Origin of the sequence: Pseudomonas cichorii (assembly GCF_015471405.1) — a bacterium.
Lineage (GTDB): Bacteria > Pseudomonadota > Gammaproteobacteria > Pseudomonadales > Pseudomonadaceae > Aquipseudomonas > Aquipseudomonas serbiensis.
Genome location: NZ_BLVZ01000020.1, coordinates 1 through 17,780, shown reverse-complemented (window position 1 = coordinate 17,780; position 17,780 = coordinate 1). Strand labels below are relative to the sequence as shown.

8 protein-coding genes and 1 pseudogene are annotated in these 17,780 nt (G+C 44.6%); 5 read left to right on the top strand and 4 right to left on the bottom strand.

The window, feature by feature from the left end; all coding sequences use genetic code 11:
- Positions 1 to 43: 43 nt before the first annotated feature.
- The 4 genes from JL015_RS25250 to JL015_RS27850 all read left to right on the top strand — a co-directional run bounded on the left by JL015_RS25250 (position 44) and on the right by JL015_RS27850 (position 11,005).
- A complete protein-coding gene (locus JL015_RS25250; RefSeq protein ID WP_201002530.1) occupies positions 44 to 772 on the top strand; it encodes a dienelactone hydrolase family protein in 729 nt (242 codons plus the stop codon).
- Between the two features lie 1,074 nt (positions 773 to 1,846).
- A complete protein-coding gene (locus tag JL015_RS25245) occupies positions 1,847 to 3,064 on the top strand; it encodes a glycosyltransferase family 4 protein (protein ID WP_236250280.1) in 1,218 nt (405 codons plus the stop codon).
- A 19-nt stretch (positions 3,065 to 3,083) separates the two neighbouring features.
- Positions 3,084 to 3,707, top strand: coding sequence for a hypothetical protein (locus tag JL015_RS25240; RefSeq protein WP_201020399.1), 624 nt, complete (start codon positions 3,084 to 3,086; stop codon positions 3,705 to 3,707).
- Between the two features lie 5 nt (positions 3,708 to 3,712).
- Positions 3,713 to 11,005, top strand: coding sequence for a putative Ig domain-containing protein (locus JL015_RS27850; RefSeq protein ID WP_236250279.1), 7,293 nt, complete (start codon positions 3,713 to 3,715; stop codon positions 11,003 to 11,005).
- Positions 11,006 to 11,123: 118 nt separating this feature from the next.
- On the opposite strand, the gene JL015_RS25175 is transcribed toward JL015_RS27850, so the two are convergent.
- From JL015_RS25175 to JL015_RS25165, 3 genes are read right to left on the bottom strand one after another with little or no spacing between them, the layout of a single operon-like run.
- Positions 11,124 to 12,488, bottom strand: coding sequence for a TolC family outer membrane protein (locus JL015_RS25175; RefSeq protein WP_374063487.1), 1,365 nt, complete (start codon positions 12,486 to 12,488; stop codon positions 11,124 to 11,126).
- Between the two features lie 2 nt (positions 12,489 to 12,490).
- Positions 12,491 to 13,804, bottom strand: coding sequence for an HlyD family type I secretion periplasmic adaptor subunit (locus JL015_RS25170; RefSeq protein ID WP_374063494.1), 1,314 nt, complete (start codon positions 13,802 to 13,804; stop codon positions 12,491 to 12,493).
- An 8-nt stretch (positions 13,805 to 13,812) separates the two neighbouring features.
- Positions 13,813 to 15,558 (bottom strand): type I secretion system permease/ATPase, encoded by a 1,746-nt coding sequence (locus JL015_RS25165; RefSeq protein WP_201020396.1) that lies wholly within the window; start codon positions 15,556 to 15,558, stop codon positions 13,813 to 13,815.
- Positions 15,559 to 15,849: 291 nt separating this feature from the next.
- On the opposite strand from JL015_RS25165, the pseudogene JL015_RS25160 reads away from it, so the two are divergent.
- A pseudogene (locus tag JL015_RS25160) lies at positions 15,850 to 16,016 on the top strand (IS5/IS1182 family transposase); the annotation flags it as partial.
- 222 nt (positions 16,017 to 16,238) lie between these two features.
- On the opposite strand, the gene JL015_RS25155 reads toward JL015_RS25160, so the two are convergent.
- Positions 16,239 to 17,780, bottom strand: a 1,542-nt coding sequence (locus JL015_RS25155) for a calcium-binding protein (protein WP_268939683.1), incomplete at its 5' end; no start/stop codon positions are given.

The following is a 17,780-nucleotide window of genomic DNA, read 5'->3' as shown; positions in this document are numbered from 1 at the left end:
TTTTACGGTTTATCACTTCCCCTTTAATGATCAGGAGTCAGCGATGAGCAGCACTATTACTGTCCGTTCCGTGGTTTATCAGATCGATGGCCAGCCTTACGAAAGCCGTCTGGTGTACGACGCGGCTGCAACCTCTGCGCGCCCGGGATTATTGATGGCCCCCAACTGGATGGGCGTCAGCCAGGGCGCTGAAACCATCGCCAGGTCGGTTGCCGAACAGGGCTATGTCGTCTTGCTGGCCGACCTGTATGGGCAGAGCATTCGTCCGTCCAACAATGACGAGGCGGGCGCCGCCATGACGCCGCTCAAGAATGACCGTGCCTTGCTGCGCAAGCGCATGCAGGTCGCTCTGGATCAGTTGCTGGCTCAGGGCGATGTTTCGCTTGATGCGAGCAAGATCGCAACCTTCGGCTTCTGCTTTGGTGGCTGCTGCTCCCTTGAGCTGGCCCGTACCGGCGCAGAACTGAAAGCGGCCATCTCTTTCCACGGCACCCTGGATACCCCGAACCCTGCCGATGCGAAAAACATCAAGGGCGCGGTACTGGTCTTGCACGGTGCTTCCGACCCGTTGGTGGCCAAAGAGCAATTGCCAGCCTTCGAGGAAGAAATGAATGCGGCAGGCGTGGATTGGCAGTTGCACAGCTACGGCGGTGCCTTCCACTCGTTCACCGATCCAGGCGCCAACGTGCCCGGCATGATGATGTACGACGCCAAAGTCTCGAAGCGTGCGTTCACTACCATGCATAACCTGCTGGATGAAGTGTTCGGCTGAGCCTTGGCTCGGTAGGAGATCACCCGCCGCCTTGGCACCGCGCTGTCGCGCAGTAAACAGAGGGCGATGTAGGAGCGGATTTGTCCGCGATCGGCTGCATAGCAGTCGTAGATTTGCGAGCGCTTCGCACTCGATCGTCGGAATGCCGCCCAAGACAAGTCCGCTCCTACAGAAAAACGTTTTAATTCATCATGTTGCGTGTATGTTTGATGAGAGCGACTTCAGTCGCGAAGTTGCATGCCCTTTGTCAATGAAGTGCGCTCCTGAAGTTGGAAGCTCATCCAACCTCTGGGGTTTTTCATGTACAAGTACACAACTCAAGCTATCCTCCATCACCGCCTTCCTTGATCAAAGCCGAAAATTTTTCCAGATCGCCAATCGCCAAGCAACTCCAGATGGACCCCTCCTTGTTGCTCTGTGGCTCGGAAGCTTATCGACTGTACGGTGAGGTCAGTTTCAAGCTTCTGGCAAACATCGTAGTATCGAATTCCAACTGTCTGTTCTCCAGCACATGGCTCGTGAGTCCCTTCTTGGTGCTACCGATGCGCCGGGTGATCGCCCATCAAGCACAATGAGTTGCATTAATTACATTATCGATGGGTGCTCAGTTGGACCGTAATGCTGTATAGAAACGTAGATTTTACGAGCGCAGCCGCCCTCTACTCCGAAGAAACGGGTTTTTATGCATGAAACCGTTGAAACCCTGTCGTGCCATCGTGTGTTTGAATTTGTGCAGATTTAAGGCTGGTGAAGTACAAACGATATGCACTTTTTTGATGCTCGCTGGGGCGGTGGCTGGGCTTTACTGGGGCAGATTCTTATATCTGTAAGCTATCACAATAAAAAATGTAGACTTTGGCACCAGAGTGGATACATTGCCGTAGCCCTGTTATCAGTAAACCAATATTTCTATAAAGAACAAGCCAAGGCATGAGTTTGATCATCCTCATCCCACGGATACGCACTCAAAGGCGTTTCTGAAGAGCGCTGATTTATAGAAAAATAATTTGTAACAAAAATAGGGGGGGGGTTAAATGCTAAATAAATATTTCCAGTTTGAGAGTGGCGTGATAGATGTTGAACGTACTGGTTATTCATCAAAATTTCCCCGGGCAATTCCGTAACTTGGTAAAAAGATCAATTTTGTCAAGTGATATTGATGTCTTGGGTGTGGGCCTTGATACTGCTCCTGGGATGCCAGGAGTAAAACTGATCAGATATAAGCCTACGCGTGGTTTTTCGGAAAAAACACACCCGTATTTAAGAAATTATGAAGAATGCATTTTGCGTGGACAGCAAGTGTCACGATTGTTAAGTGATCTGAAACGTAATGGTTATAGACCAGATGTTATTTTGGCCCATCCAGGGTGGGGGGAGACGCTTTTCGTTAAAGATGTATTTTGTAATGTGCCATTAGTGCATTACTGCGAATATTTTTATCATGTTGAAGGTGCCGATGTCGGGTTTGATCACGAATATCCAAGTGATATTGATACCTTTGCAAAGTTGAGAGCTAATAATGCAATGCATTTATTGAATCTTGAACAATGTGATTTGGGTATCACGCCTACGGCTTGGCAGTTTAAATTGCATCCTCAAGCCTACCAGTCGAAACTAAAGATATGTCACGAAGGTATCGATATAGAGAGCGGTGGTAGGGGGCTAGTAGAAAGATGTAAGGTTGCCGATGATTTATCAATAAGTTCAGATGATAAGATCATTACATATGTAGCAAGAAATCTCGAGCCGTATAGAGGGTTTCACAGCTTTATGCGTGCCATAAGTATTGTGTTAAAAAATAATCCTACGGTTAGAGTCGTTGTGGTTGGAGGCGATGATGTGAGTTATGGTCGACAACCGATTGGATATGATAACTGGCGACTGAAAATGCTTGATGAGCTTGAGTTGGACAAGAGTCGAATACATTTTACTGGGAAAGTTTCTTATCAAGAGTATAAAAGAATATTGGCTATATCCACAGTTCATATCTATCTGACATATCCGTTTGTGCTTTCTTGGTCTTTGCTGGAGGCTATGTCATCGGGATGTATTATAGTTGGATCAAAAACTAGCCCTCTTGAAGAGGTCATAGAGGATTCACATAATGGATTTCTAGTAGAGTTTTTCGATTATGAAGGTATAGCAAAAAAAGTGCTTGATGTGCTTGATAATGAACAGGATATGGGTGTGATAAGGGAAAACGCTAGGAAAAGTGTATTGAGGTTTGACTCTAATAGCTGTACTGATAAATATATAAGCATCTTGCATTCGGTGTTGAATCTAGACAAATAATCAGTGAAAAAGGAATCTTATGCCAGTTATCATAGCGATTGCTGTTTTGGGGAGTTTTGTACTCCTGTTGGTGATTACATGGTTGTTTCATAAGTCTTTTAATGATAAGAAAAAAACCACAATTGTTTTTTGTTCGATATTTGCCATTTTTTATGGTGATGGAATACTGTCAAGTACATATTGGGAGATAGTGTGCTCTGGTGCTGGTATCACTGTTAATAAAAGTATTTCAGTTGAGGGTTTTTATTCAAGCGGTCTAGAGGCAGATTTCGCAGAATATTATCTAGATAAAGGGTATGAATATGTAGAAAGTGATAGCTCGTCTGGATATGTCAGGTTTTCCAAAGGAGAAGATGGCGAATTGGTCAGTCTGGCTGTTGAGGCACCATACAGTAGATACGAGGCTCGCCGTGAACGTTTTTCATTAAACAATAGGGTTTCCGGAAGTGTATTAAAAGTAGTGGATAGGGTGGAGGGGGATCTAATAGGTAGTAGTATTAGATACTCTTATAGAGGAGGGTATTACTATTATTTGATAAGTCGTTATTTTTTTTCTTATGAGGTGCCTGCAGGTTCTTGTGTCGGGGATGCAGGTGGGCGAAGTGTAATTATTGAAGCGGTACCACCAAAAAATAAAGGATGACTATAATGTCGCTGGATGTTTATTCAAAGTATGGGGTTATTGCTGAGGCTACCTATGCGGGGTTTGATAGTTATGAGCCTGATGACGTTGTGGAGGCTTTGTCTCAAGACGGTATAACACAAGAGTTGGCTAAAGATTTTTCTGCTAAATATGCTGTGGTTGAACAACATAAAAACGATAATGTTGGATTTGCAGGTACTCTCTTTAAAGATAAAGAAACGGGAGAGTATATTATTGCTTTTCGTGGTACGGAAGGTTTTGTTGATGTCACAGAAGACATTCTAGGGATAGGTGTTCAAGGCATTGCAGCTAATCAGATAGTGAGTATGTTTAATTGGTATCTCATGATGAGCGCCAAGGCAGGCGATGCTGTATTGCAATACGTTTATACATCTATGGAAGAATCAGTTGAAGAGCGGATATTAAGTACCAAATTTGTGACCGCAGTTGTAGATGGTCCATTGCTTGGAAAAAATGTCACTTCAGTTGGGCATTCTTTAGGGGGGCAATTAGCATTATTATTTAGTCGGCTCGCAGGTGATACAGTCGATGCTGTGTATACATACAATGCTCCCGGGTTCGATTTCTTAGTCAGTAATAGCCGCTCTGAGGGGTTTATACAGCAACTCAAATCCATGCAAGTCAAAGCGCAAGGAGTTTCGACTGTTACAGATGAGTATGTGAATTCCGATATCACAAATCTTGTGTTGGAGCCGGACTGGGTGATGCGGATTGGAGATGTGCCTAATGGGCAGGTTTCTTCATATAGTGAAGCAACTAATCCAGCTACGGCTCACTCAATAATTGGGTTTAATGAGTCTTTAATGGTTCAGTCATTGTTTGGTGTGATTGATCAAGCTTTGAGTTTGGCCGCGGCTAAAAGTATCTTTGAAGGAAGTAGCATTGACCCTGAAAGTACATTGGAGGCAGTACTTTTAGCTTTTAGAAAGATAGTCGTTGGTCAATCCATAGGCTCCAATGCTACACCGATTGAAAGTGGTAACAAGGCGGCATTTTATAATGAGATCGAAGCCTTAAGAGAGTTGATAAAAGAAAAAACCTTGGATTCTGGGGCTTATACTGTAAGTAATCTCTCCGCTATGTCAGCTGACTCATTGTATGCTCGTATGAAGGAGGATATAGGGTATCGATATGCGGCTTATGAGAAGAATGCTTTCGCTATCATTGGCGATGGTCTGTATCAGCAGGTTACAAGCTCAAAATCATTAAATATTTACGATGAGGCGACGGGCCAGGGTGGTGTAACTTTGCGATGGTTGCAAGACCGGGCTGAGTATTTGTTTTATTACTTGCGAGCAGCTACAACTGATGCGAAGGGGCCTCTTAGGGCAGAGGGTGATGTATTAAAATTTGAAGATGTATTTAAGTATGTGGGCAGTGAGTTATATGTAAATAGTGGTGAGGTGCCGATAAGTATAATTTTTGGTGGGGAAGAAGGAGATGATATCAGTGGTGCCGAAAAGGCAGATCGTTTATATGGCGGTGCAGGAGCTGATGATATAGAGGGCGGATCAGGTTTCGACTATATAGAGGGAGGGTTAGATAATGACAGCATGCGCGGAGGTGAGGGCAACGATACTATTGTTGGGATGTCAGGAGACGATTCATTAAGCGGTGGTAAGGGGAGTGATGAATTATTAGGTGGTCTTGGAATAGATAAGTATATATTTTTCAGTGGTGATGGTTCGGATGTTATAACGGATACTGACTCAGGTGGGACCATATCCATTAATGGTAAGGGCGTGCCTGTTGGTATTAAGCTTAGTAATGGGGCTGATTCTTGGGAGAGCGCTGATGAAACTATTTCATTTGTGTTAATGGCAGGAAATCAGGGTCAGAAGGATTTGGTGATAAATTATGGTTTGAACGATAAGATTATAATTAAAAATTTCAAGCCCGGAACGATGGGCATTGTTTTAGAAGAGCGGGAAGAGGAGGAGGAAGAGGAAGACGGGCAGGGGATTACGGTTTTTGGAGATCTCAAGCCTACAGCTGACAAAGATAATTACAGATACGATATGTTTGGAAATGTTATTGTGCATCCAGATATTCCGGAGCTCAATAGAAACGACATATTATATGGTTCCGCGTTCACTGATAAGCTTGTGGGTCTAGGTGGCAGCGATCAACTGCTCTCTGCAGAAGGCGATGATTTAATATATGCAGATATTGAAACAACGCTTGAAGATGCTATAAAGGATTCGCCTAGAGTTAGTCAAAGCGTGAGGGGAGACTGGCTTGACGGTGGAGATGATGATGATCATTTGTTTGGTAGCAATGCTCGAGATGTTCTTTTGGGAGGGAATGGCAATGACATAATGGTCGGTGGTGCTGGGGATGATAATTTACACGGTGATGATATTACTCATCGCCTAACTGATGATTGGAACTTCATACGCGGCACGGTCGCTTTAAGCGATACAGTTACTAGCTTTCAAAACTCTTATGTGGGAGCCTTTACAAAAATATTGACCGAAGGTGGAGATGACATTATATACGGTCAGGAAGGCCAGGATTTTATTTCAGGAGGACTCGGGGGGGATCTGCTTGATGGTGGCAGTGATGCCGATATATTGTCCGGAGATGGTGGCCAAGATACTTTAATCGGTGGCGAAGGGGATGACCAGTTATCGGGAGATAATCTGGACTGGGTAGATGGTTTAGCTAGCCGTTATCATGGAGATGACCACCTGAATGGTGGTGATGGTAATGATGTCATCAGTGGAAATGGCGGTAATGACATTTTATATGGTGGCAATGGTAATGATCAGCTCAAAGGAGATGATTACGTCTTACAAGGTATATTTGGAGATGCGGCCAACTACTTTGGGAAAGACTATTTGGATGGTGGTGCAGGAAATGATCAACTCAATGGTGGTGGTGGTGACGACACCTTGGTTGGGGGGGATGGTAATGACCGACTAGAGGGTGACTATTACGATCACCCAGATGCCTATCAGGGAAATGACTTGCTATATGGTGGAAATGGAAATGACACCCTCAGAGGGATGTCTGGATCGGATACGCTCTACGGCGGTGAGGGTGCTGATGCACTTGAAGGAGATGCCTTTGAGTATGAAGGTATCATAAATAATGATTACCTTCATGGTGGAGAGGGTAATGACACCCTCTGGGGCGGATTTGGCTCTGACAGATTATATGGAAATGAGGGTGATGATTTCCTTGAAGGTGATTATGAGGGGTTATTCAAAGACAGCAGCGGTGATGACTACCTCAATGGTGGTGAGGGAAATGATACTTTGTTTGGCGGCGAGGGGGATGACACCCTATTAGGTGGAACTGGGCGAGACTACCTGAAAGGCGGGGCAGGAAATAATATTTATGAGGGCGGTAGCTTTGATGACTTCATTGAAAGTATGTCGGGAGATGACCAGTTCAATTTTGGTGCTAGCGACGGTATAGATATCGTTTTTGATCAAGGTGGTCGAAACTTATTGAATTTGACTTCTGGGTATTCGCTCTCAAGTATTGATGTTGACACAGTTGAAACAGATTATGGCATGGTGTTGCGTGTAGGAACCTCTCCAACAAGTGCCTTGTATATACGTGACTTCCAGAAGTGGTCAAACTCTACAGTTCAATTTTTTGATGGTACCACAGTTGCATTCGGTGACATCATGAAACTATCAAATGAATCTTTTGAAAGTTACGGTGGTGGTGGTGGTGATCTACTGTATGGTTCTTCTGTAGGTGATCGTCTGAACGGAATGTATGGAAATGACACTCTAGTTGGACGTACGGGAAATGATACCTTATCTGGAGGTTTTGGTGTTGATATATATTCAATAGAAGTAGGAGATGGTAATGATCTGATTGTTGAAGAAGTGGAAACTGACTTGCCTACGGGTAATATTATTTCGTTCGGCAAGGGTATTGTTGGCAGTGGCTTAAAATTTTCAAGTCTTATTACATCTGATGATGTCGATGCATTGTTGGTCAGTTATGAGGGGGGCGCAATTACCATTCTCAATGGTAAGGATGGCATTATTTCGTCGTTTATATTTGCGGATGGCACCACGCTTAGTATTTCAGATGTCTTGGAAATCATGAAAGTTGATGAGGTTCTAGAGAAATCTGATTTTATTATCGGCGATGAGGGTGATGATGTTATAGATGGTGGCATCGGCAATGACACCATTGAAGGTGGAAGTGGGAGTGATACGTTATACGGTGGATATGGAGCAGATGAACTAAGGGGAGGGGAGGGCAATGATAGTTTGATTGGCGGTGAGGGTAATGATCTATTAATCGGTGGTAACGGTACGGATTCTCTTTCTGGGGGCAGTGGCGATGATATTTATGTAGTTGGATTGAGTACGTTGTACTCTACTATTTATAATCAGGATGCTGGTGTTCAAGATTATGACCTTGTCAGGATTTTAGGCGGAATAAGTTTTGAAGATATTAGCTTGATGAGATGGGGGAACTCTGATCTTTCTGTCAGATTTGAGGGGTCTGTTTTTTATGTTAGTAAATATTTTTCTGGAGGCGGTGATCGTTTAAGCTTGGAGTTTTCGGATGGTAGTACGTTTGACTATAAAAAAGTTATTGAGAAAATGGCAGCTGGAACAAATAAAAAAGATCAGCTTTATGGTTTGGATGTTGGGGACTATATTGATGGGGGGGCAGATGAAGATACTATATGGGGGGGGCTTGGGGATGATACGTTAATCGGTGGGGCGGGTAATGATACCATTCGTGGTGAAGCCGGAAATGATTTTCTATATGGTGGTTCCGGTGACGATTGGTTGTTTGGAGGAGGGGGGAATAACTATTTTGATGGTGGTGAAGGGAATGATAGCTATGATAGCTATGGGGGGGTGAAAGAAACATATGTTCTTGCCCCTGGTGGCGGTGTTGATGCTGTTTACTCCTCGGAGAGTATTATTGTATTAGTCAAGGGGTACAGCTTAGATAAGGTTACCCTTGGTAGAGAGTATTCATCTGTAGTTGTTGGAATAGATGGAGTAGAGAACCTCGGTATAAAAATAAATAGTGTTTTCCAGTGGGGGGAAACTTCGATAGGCCTGACATTGCTAGCTGAGAATGGAGATGTGCGGGAAGTACCCTATCAAGAGTTAAATGCTATAGCCCTCGCGGGAACTGAGAAGGATCAGTCTATAGATGGTTTTGGCTCCGATGATTACATTTATGGAGCAGCGGGAAACGATACAATCAATGGTGCAGAAGGTAATGATACTTTAGCTGGAGGAGTAGGTAGTGACTCTCTGATTGGTGGCAATGGTAATGATACTTATGTATTTGGGCGCGGCGATGGTATCGATTTTATTGAAAATAGGGATCTGTCAACTGCCAAAAGTACTTTGATGATTTCTGATGGTCTAGTTTCAAATGATTTGGTTTTTACCCGCGCTGGTTATGACTTGCGGGTCAGTATTAAAGGTACAAATGAAAGTATAATAATTCAGAAATATTATATTGCTGAGAATGGTGCTCAGGGTGCCCTTTACGATTATTTGATTGACGATGTTGTTTTTTCTGACGGTACATCTAGTAGCATGGAAAGCCTGATTGCTGCTTCTGATTTGCAAAGAGCAACTCAGAATCGTCCTGAAATGAGAGATCCTGGAGATTTAAGAGCTGTAGCCGGTTCAGAATTTAAATATGTGGTTCCTGTCGATTTGGCCGTGGATTTAGATGTTGGTTTGAATAATGGAGATCATCTTTTTTATACGGTGGCTAGCTATGATAATCGTAGTTTATTGCCCTCTTGGCTTAATTATGATGCAGCTACACGAACTCTTTATGGCACTCCGGCAGAGAATGACATAGGTCGCATTCGCTTATTGATAGGCGTTCGTGATGATTTTTATGATGAGTCTTATGCTGATATCTTTCTCAATGTTAGTGGGCCTAATACCGCTCCTGTAGTTGATTATGGGGTGTTTGATTATTTGACCTATGGTGGCGAAGCCTTTTCCTACACTATAGAACCTTATAGTTTTCGGGATTCTGATCTTGGAGATATATTAACGTACAGTGTCAAGTCGGCAGATAGTACGCCTCTTCCCAGTTGGCTTGTCTTTGATTCCGCGAAAAATACCTTTAGTGGTAAATCTCCGTCGACATTTACAGGCGCTATTAATGTTGAGGTTCGGGCCACGGATTTGGCCGGCTTATCTGTGACGGATACATTTATATTTGCTGTTGAGGCACAAAGACTAATACTTAATGGCTCATCAAGAGCTGACACTCTTACTGGAGGGGCTGGTAACGATACCTTAAATGGCCTTGCGGGCAACGATACCCTCGTTGGGAACTCAGGGAACGACTTTTTGAATGGCGGTGCCGGTAACGATACGATGCGTGGTGGTCTAGGTGATGATACTTATTCGGTTGACTCTCTTAGAGATGTGATCTCAGAAAATGCAAGTCAAGGTAATGACAGCGTTCTATCTACTGTAACCTGGACGCTAGGAAGTAATGTTGAAAATCTTTCTTTAGGTGGTACTGCAGCAATTAATGGCACAGGAAATGAGTTGAATAACACGCTTTATGGTAATGCGGCGGTCAATACATTGGTGGGTGCTGCCGGGGACGACATCCTGAACGGTAATCTTGGCGCAGACGTTATGCGTGGTGGAGTTGGTAATGATATTTATTATGTGGATGATTCAAAAGACAGCGTAGTTGAGAATGCGGGAGAAGGAGTCGATAGAGTGGAGTCGTCGATTTCATATGTATTGCCCTCTAATGTAGAGAATCTCACGCTGAACTATGCTGATAATTTGGTGGGTACAGGTAATTCACTAAATAATTTTATGTTAGGTGGCGGTGGGGGTAATACATTAAGAGGTGAGGCGGGAAACGATACTTTAGATGGCGCTGGCGGAGACGATATTCTATATGGTGGCAAAGGAAATGACATATTTATATTTGGTCGAGAGTATGGCTATGATACGGTCATTGAATCTGATGCTTCTGATGTTGATATGGTCGTATTCAATGCAGATGTGACGTCTGATCAACTCTGGTTTTCACGTGCTCAATCGTCTAACGATTTGAAGGTGTCAATTATTGGTGCGCAAGACACTCTTGTTGTGAAGGACTGGTATTTGGGATCAACTTATCAGGTTGAAAGTTTTAAGGCTGGAGATAGTAAGGTGTTGTCCGGCTTAAAAATAGCTGCTTTGGTTGATGTCATGGCTACTTACAGTGTGCCAGGTTATGGAGAGATTAATTTGACAGGGCAGTATCAGGGAGTTTCAGACGTTATAAAAAGCAGCTGGATATGACCTGTTGTAAAGGGTGATTAACAATGCTGTGCAAATAAAGTTTATCGAGAAATAAATGATTGACTAAAAAGGGCGCTCACTTGTGTGAGTGCCTTTTTTACTGGCTAGGTTTGGTTTTTTAGTTAAGCCATACGTTCACGACTTCTATGGTTTCGCCCGGTAGCTTTCCAGCCCATTGATTGAGAATAAATAGATTGGTGATGAAGTCATATTGCGCTTTTAATAGTTCGCGGCGAGCCTTGAACTCGTTCTGAATACTTGTCAGAACATCAGTGGCATTGACAACACCATATTCAAATGCCTTGTTTGAAGCAATGCTTGATTGTTCTGCCGAGGCCAAGGCGTTACGGTTGGCACGTATTTTTTCAATGGTTGAGTCTACATTTAAATAAGCATTTGTAGTTTCTTTGACAACACGGCGGCGGCTGAGCTCAAGTTGCTGCTCGGCGGCTGCTTGATCATGATAAAGGGCACGTGCCCGCGCAGAAGTTGAGCCTCCACTGTAGATAGGAACTGATAATGCGATACCTGCTACATAGCTATCTGTTTTTGGAGCAAGCGCGTTATTGTAACCTTCGTTAGTATTTTGTGCTTTGAGATTAAGAGACAATGTTGGGTAGTGATCGCCTTTTCCTGCTCGGACACCTGCTTCAGCAGCCTCGACTGCGCTGATATTTGCCTTGATACTTGGATTTTTGCGTTGGGCCAATTGCACCCAGTTTTCCAGGCTCTCGTCCAGCATTTTCAAGTCGGCATCATTGCGTACGCGACTGAGTTTCTCAGTGATCGCGCGTCCAACAATCTCCGATAGTTCTGCTCGACTCAGACGAATCTGATTGTGTGCGTCTACTTCTTGGGCGGTTAATGAATCTAGACGTGCTTTTAAATCCAGGACATCAGTGATTTTTGCATATTTCTTTTTATATAAGGCGCTGACTCGATCAAGGTTTTTTTGTGTCGCCTGAAGCTCAGCTTCTAATAGCACTAACTCATCATCTGCTGCCAAGGCTGAAAAGTAACGTTGTACTAGATCGACTGTGGCTTGAGCGTGTGTTTCCTCTTCTTCTGAAAGGCTTTTATTGATCAGGCTTTTATGTTGTTTGTAAATTTCCCATGCTTTTTTATTGTAAATGATTTGACTTAAGCCTATGCTGTAGTTTTCGCTATTATAAACCTCTTCCTGAAGCTGATTGCTTTGCTTTATTCGATTGCTTCCAGCGTTTGCAGATATTTGCGGTAGTAAAGCTCCAAAAGCTTCTTTTTGATACTCTTTAGCTGCTTGGGTTCGAGCATAGGCGGCTAAAATACGTGGATCTTGCAGGTGAGATTCATGGTATAGCTGCATTAAATCTGTTGAATATTCTTCAGCATTTATTGTGGATTTTTCTGAAAGTCCCTGTATGTTCGAGATGGGCGCTTGGGGGGTAGCAGCTTCTGCTTTCGAGACAAGTATGCCCGCTAATAGATATAAAAATATACGCATAATCATTCCTCAATCATTGATTCGGCGATAGCGTCACGAGCGGGCTGTAATAAGTACTGTAGAAGAGTGCGCTCGCCAGAGTTAATCAGTATCTCGGCAGGCATCCCTGATAATAACTTTCTGTTACCTAGTTTTTTCAGGCCTTCTGGTGTTACGTTTATTTTTATCAAATAATAGGGTAAGCCATTTTTTTCATCGGTCAGTCGATCTGCTGAGATAGATATCACTACGCCTTGAATGACAGGAGTGGTAGAGTTATTAAATGCTGTAAAACGTATGTCGGCAAGTTTTCCTATGGCAATACGATTAATATCATTAGTGGAAACTTGTGCTTCCACTATGAGATCGGAGACCGAGGGGACTACGTCAAGCAGGGGGGTAGCTTGTCTTACAATTCCTCCTACTGTATGAATTGTCATTCCTATCACCATCCCGTCATCCGGAGAGCGGATGATGATACGTTTCAATCTATCGGCTAGAGCTGCTGATTTTTCTTCCAGGTCGTAGTTTTTTGTTTGGGTGTCTGTCAGGTTTTTAGTGACTTCTGAATTAAAGTCTTTATTTATCTGAAGGGTCTGGAGTTGTGTTTCGTTGATTTGTAGTCGGGTTTTTATGATGCTTGAGCGGTGTTCTGATACTTCAGACTTGAGTACGTCTAGTTTTCGCTCTTGTTCCAGTAGGCGCTGTTTGTCGATAAAGCCCTGCGACAATAACTCGTTGAGGTCTGCTATTTCATGGGCGTAGGATTTCTCAAGGTTGTCCTTGGCTTTAATTATTGACTCTGTGCCTTGAATTTGGGCGTTTAATTGACTGATACGCTCTTGTAAAACTAAAATTTGGCCAGTACGAGCGCTACGTCGCGCATTAAAAACTTGGGTTTCACTATCGCGAGCCTCTAGTCCTCTTTGACTGCTTGTATCAACTATCGTACTGAAGGTGATTTGCGAAAGATTATCTCGCTCAGCGATAAGGCGTGCCTCTGTTGCTTTACTTGCAATAAGCTGATTATGAACCATGTCATATTCGGCGCGAAGTTGAGCATCGTCCAGAACTATTAGGGGGGCACCTTTCTTGACGATATCACCGTCTCGAGCAAGAATTTCCTTGACTATCCCTCCTTCAAGATGTTGTACGGTTTTGCGATACGTTTGTACTGTAACAACACCCGGTGCATGAACGGCTCCATCCAGAGGCGCTATGGCGGACCATGTACCAAATATACCAAACACGATTATCAGGATCCCATATCCCAAGTAACGGATTTTATGGTCAGATAGCGGTGGATCTGTAAGGTTATCTACTTTATTAGTCAGAATGTGTGGCATCAGTGCTTTTCGCCAACTTGTGTTGAGTCTGTACCAACTAAAGTCGCTTTTTGTTGAGCTGCGACTTGTTGTTTATTTAGTTCTTCCATCACTTGGTCCCGAGGGCCATACATGCTGACTCTACCTTCATTCATTACCAATAAGCGATCCAGTTGTGCCAGAATGCTGGTGCGGTGAGTAATAACAAAAATCGTTGCTCCTGTCGCTTTGAGTTGTTGCAAGGCTGCTGCTAGAGCGCGCTCACCTAAATCGTCCAGATTTGAATTGGGCTCATCAAGAACAATGAGTCGTGGAGAGCCGTAAATTGCTCTTGCAAGACCTATGCGTTGACGCTGACCTCCCGAAAGATTCACACCATCACTGCCTATAACCGTGTCATAGCCTTGGGGTAGGTGTAAAATTATTTTGTGTACGCTAGCCATTTGCGCAGCCAGTACGACCTTTTCCGGGTCGATGTCAGTAAAGCGAGCAATGTTTTCGCTGATACTTCCTTCAAATAACTCTATATCTTGGGGTAGATATCCTAGATATTGTCCTAGTTCCTCTTTGTTCCAGTTGTTGATATCTGCACCATCTAAACGGACTGTACCGTTTTGAGGAGTCCAAACGCCCATCAAGGCGCGGGCCAGAGTTGATTTGCCTGAAGCGCTAGGGCCGATAATTCCGACTGCGGAACCAGCAGGAGCAGCGAAACTGATCCCTTTCAATATCGGGGTTTTTCCTCCAGGAGCTTCAACTATCATATTGTCGACAACTATGTTTCCCTGGGGAGGTGGGAGAGACATGCGCTCTGGGATTGTATTGAGGGTTTCCAGTATCGTATTCAGACGATTATATTGCGAACGAGCCAGAGCGAATCCTTTCCAACTGCCGATAATAATGTCTATCGGTGCTAGTGCTCGGCCTAGCAGAATGGATCCAGCAATGACTAACCCCGCACTGACCTCGTGGTTGATGGCAAGGTAGGCACCTAATCCAAGAATCAAGGATTGGATCAAAATGCGGAATGTTTTAGAGATTGCGCCGATGACGCCTCCTTTGTCACTCGCATAGGATTGTAGTATTAGTATATTGTTCTGTCGCATGCTCCAGCGTTTTATCAGTGTGTTGAGCATGCCCATGGATTCTATAACCTCGGCATTGCGCAAGTTTTTTGAGGTTTGCAAGGTCGCGGCAATATTTTCTTTGTTGGCTTCTGCTAATGGCTTGCTTGTGCTTTTTTCATTTAAGTAGGCCAGAATCAGTAATATGACGGCGCTTATGATTGCTACCCAACCGTAATAAGGGTGGAACATAAACATCACAGCTATATAAATAGGGAGCCAAGGAGCATCAAAGAAGGCAAAGACTCCGGTGCCTGTCATAAATTGACGCAAGCCTGTCAAGTCATGCAAAGGCTGCGCAGATGCATCCATTCCACCGCTTTGCAGGGCATTCTGGAAGCTGGCGCGGTAGACATTACGACTCAAAAGCACATCGAGCTTGGTACTGACTCGGACCATGATTCGTGAGCGAATCCACTCTAGTGATCCCATTGTGAGTACTAAAACTGACATGATGATGGTCAGCATTATCAAAGTCGTAACATTGCTGCTGGTTACCACTCGTCCATAAACCTGTAGCATGTAGAAAGTAGGGACTAGCATCAGGGCATTTATAAAAAGACTGAATACACCCACTGAGACAAAACTATCCTTGCAAATTTTCAGCGCTGCTTGTAGAGGGTTTTCATTTGTGTTGCGCATGATTTCCTTGCTTTTGCAAATTTATGAGAAAGTCCGCAAGTGTAACACTTTTCTCACGCGCATTATTCCCTTGGTGTCAGGATAGTTTTTGCCTCTCCGGTTTTTCCTAGGTTCAGTACAGAATCTCTTGAAACATTGAAATGGGTAAAACCGTTGTCATCAAAGATAGGAGGCCCTATGGCAAGGCGCTATGAAGTCGATAATGGATCTTGGGAAGCGATCAAAGAGCTTATCGTTCTATCATGAAATCGGACGAACCATGAAGTAATGATTGCCTGATGCTTAGAGATATGGGTTAGTGCTGGCAAGGTATATGATGCAGAACATTTTCGGAGCTACAACAGCCAGTCGTTCCGTTGCGCTCGATGAAGCGTAAGCCAAAATGCGGGTTTCCCCCGCTATTCGATAAGCCTAAATGCATGCATCGCAACATCATTGAACGCATGTTTGGTTGGCTCGCTCCTGAAAAATACTGGAGCGACTATGTTCCTCAGGTTAATGATGTGCATTTCAACGTCTTGGTATATATCAGAAAGGTGAAGGGTTGAAAGCGCTGTTGCCCGGCTCAAGTGAAACCGGGCAAAAGCGACACTGCAAGATTGCTTATGAAAGCGTGATTGCCATGGAGTGTGTTTTCCTCTGCTGATCAATATGCAGCGTCAAGAGACGTTGGCCAATGCTTAGGAAAACAAATCAAACGTGGCATATTCTCCACTGCCCGACAGGGTGATGAGCTGCATATCAGCTGTCTGGATCTGTTCGATAGTGTTGTAACCTGCATACCAGTCCTTGAGGAGCACACCTTCTTGTGGTGTCTGTCCTGTAGCAAAGTTTGATCGGTGCAGATAGAGGTCATCACCAACGCGATCAGCCAACAGTTCATAACTGCTTATTTGTGACAAAACCAATTTGTCGCCGCTGCTGATGCCGTCGTCCTGAATCGTCACTAAGGTTGAAGTATTGATGATATAGATATCGTCACCCTCACCACCATTAGCCAAACCACTGGCCTGCAATACCAGCCTGTCGTCCCCCAGACCTCCTGACAGTGAAAAGCCCACGCCTGTACCGGTCAGCAGATCGTTGCCTTCGCCACCATCAGCCATACCATGCGCCACAGTGATAGTGTCATTTCCGGCCTCACCGTAGGCTTGACTACCCTCGTCGCTGGCGGCTGTAACTATGGTGTCATTACCGCGGCCGCCGTACAAAATGTCGGCTTGCGGTCCATTGTTCGAGCTATCAAGTATAAAGGGTCCTATCGATGACGTTAGCCCGCCATAGAGATAATCATTGCCGTCTCCGCCGTCGATGACGTCGTTGCCCAATCCTCCCTCCAGATAATTAGCGCCAGTGTCCCCAACCAAAACATCGTTGAAGTGACTACCCAACACGCGTTCGATGTTGAGCAATACATCACCTTCGGCATCTCCACCTTGGTTGATTTGGGTCTGCAAGTTAATCGAGACTCCAGCTGTACTTGTAATGTACCAAACGCTGTCTTGGCCTTCGCGACCATCAATTGCATCTGCTCCGGCTCCTCCAATGAAGGTGTCCGTCAGACGAGAGCCTGATAGTGTGTCGTTAAAATTACTGCCTCGAAAAATTTCAATGTTGGTGTAGGTATGACCAGCAGCGTCACCTATGTTAGTGCCGTTGGTCAGATCGATGGTCACTGCACTACTGGATTGTTCATAAGTGACTAAATCCTGACCACTCGCACCATCCTGCATCATGGACGAACTACCGCCATAGAAAATGTCGTTAAAGTTCGATCCTCTGATCACTTCGATGTCTGTATAGGTATCGCCTGTCGCGATCCCGGAATACACACCTGTCTTGAGGTTGATAGTCATGGCTTCTTTGCTGTCGAGATAACCCGCTGTGTCATAACCAGCGCCGCCGATGAACTGATCTGCTCCCGCGCCGCCGTACAGTGTGTCGTTGCCCGAACCGCCGGTAATGATGTTGTCGATGTCGTTGCCGTAGCCGGTAAATGCGCCAGTGCCGACGTAGGTCAGACGTTCGATGTTGGCGGCCAGGAAGGTACTGTTAGGGTTGATCACTGACACACGGACTTCATCGTTGCCACCATCGGCCTGTTCGATGATGGTGGGTGTGTACCCCATGTTGATGTTGTAGATGTCGTCGCCAGCACCGCCTTCCAGCCGTACCCCTGTAACTATGGTGTATGGACCTGCGGTGATGACATCATTGAAGGC

What these genes read in the sequence shown, in the direction of transcription:
- JL015_RS25165 (WP_201020396.1), bottom strand. Translation starts at nt 15,558, where the DNA reads ATGCGCAACACAAATGAAAACCCTCTACAAGCAGCGCTGAAAATTTGC.
- JL015_RS25240 (WP_201020399.1), top strand. Translation starts at nt 3,084, where the DNA reads ATGCCAGTTATCATAGCGATTGCTGTTTTGGGGAGTTTTGTACTCCTG.
- JL015_RS25175 (WP_374063487.1), bottom strand. Translation starts at nt 12,488, where the DNA reads ATGCGTATATTTTTATATCTATTAGCGGGCATACTTGTCTCGAAAGCA.
- JL015_RS25250 (WP_201002530.1), top strand. Translation starts at nt 44, where the DNA reads ATGAGCAGCACTATTACTGTCCGTTCCGTGGTTTATCAGATCGATGGC.
- JL015_RS27850 (WP_236250279.1), top strand. Translation starts at nt 3,713, where the DNA reads ATGTCGCTGGATGTTTATTCAAAGTATGGGGTTATTGCTGAGGCTACC.
- JL015_RS25245 (WP_236250280.1), top strand. Translation starts at nt 1,847, where the DNA reads ATGTTGAACGTACTGGTTATTCATCAAAATTTCCCCGGGCAATTCCGT.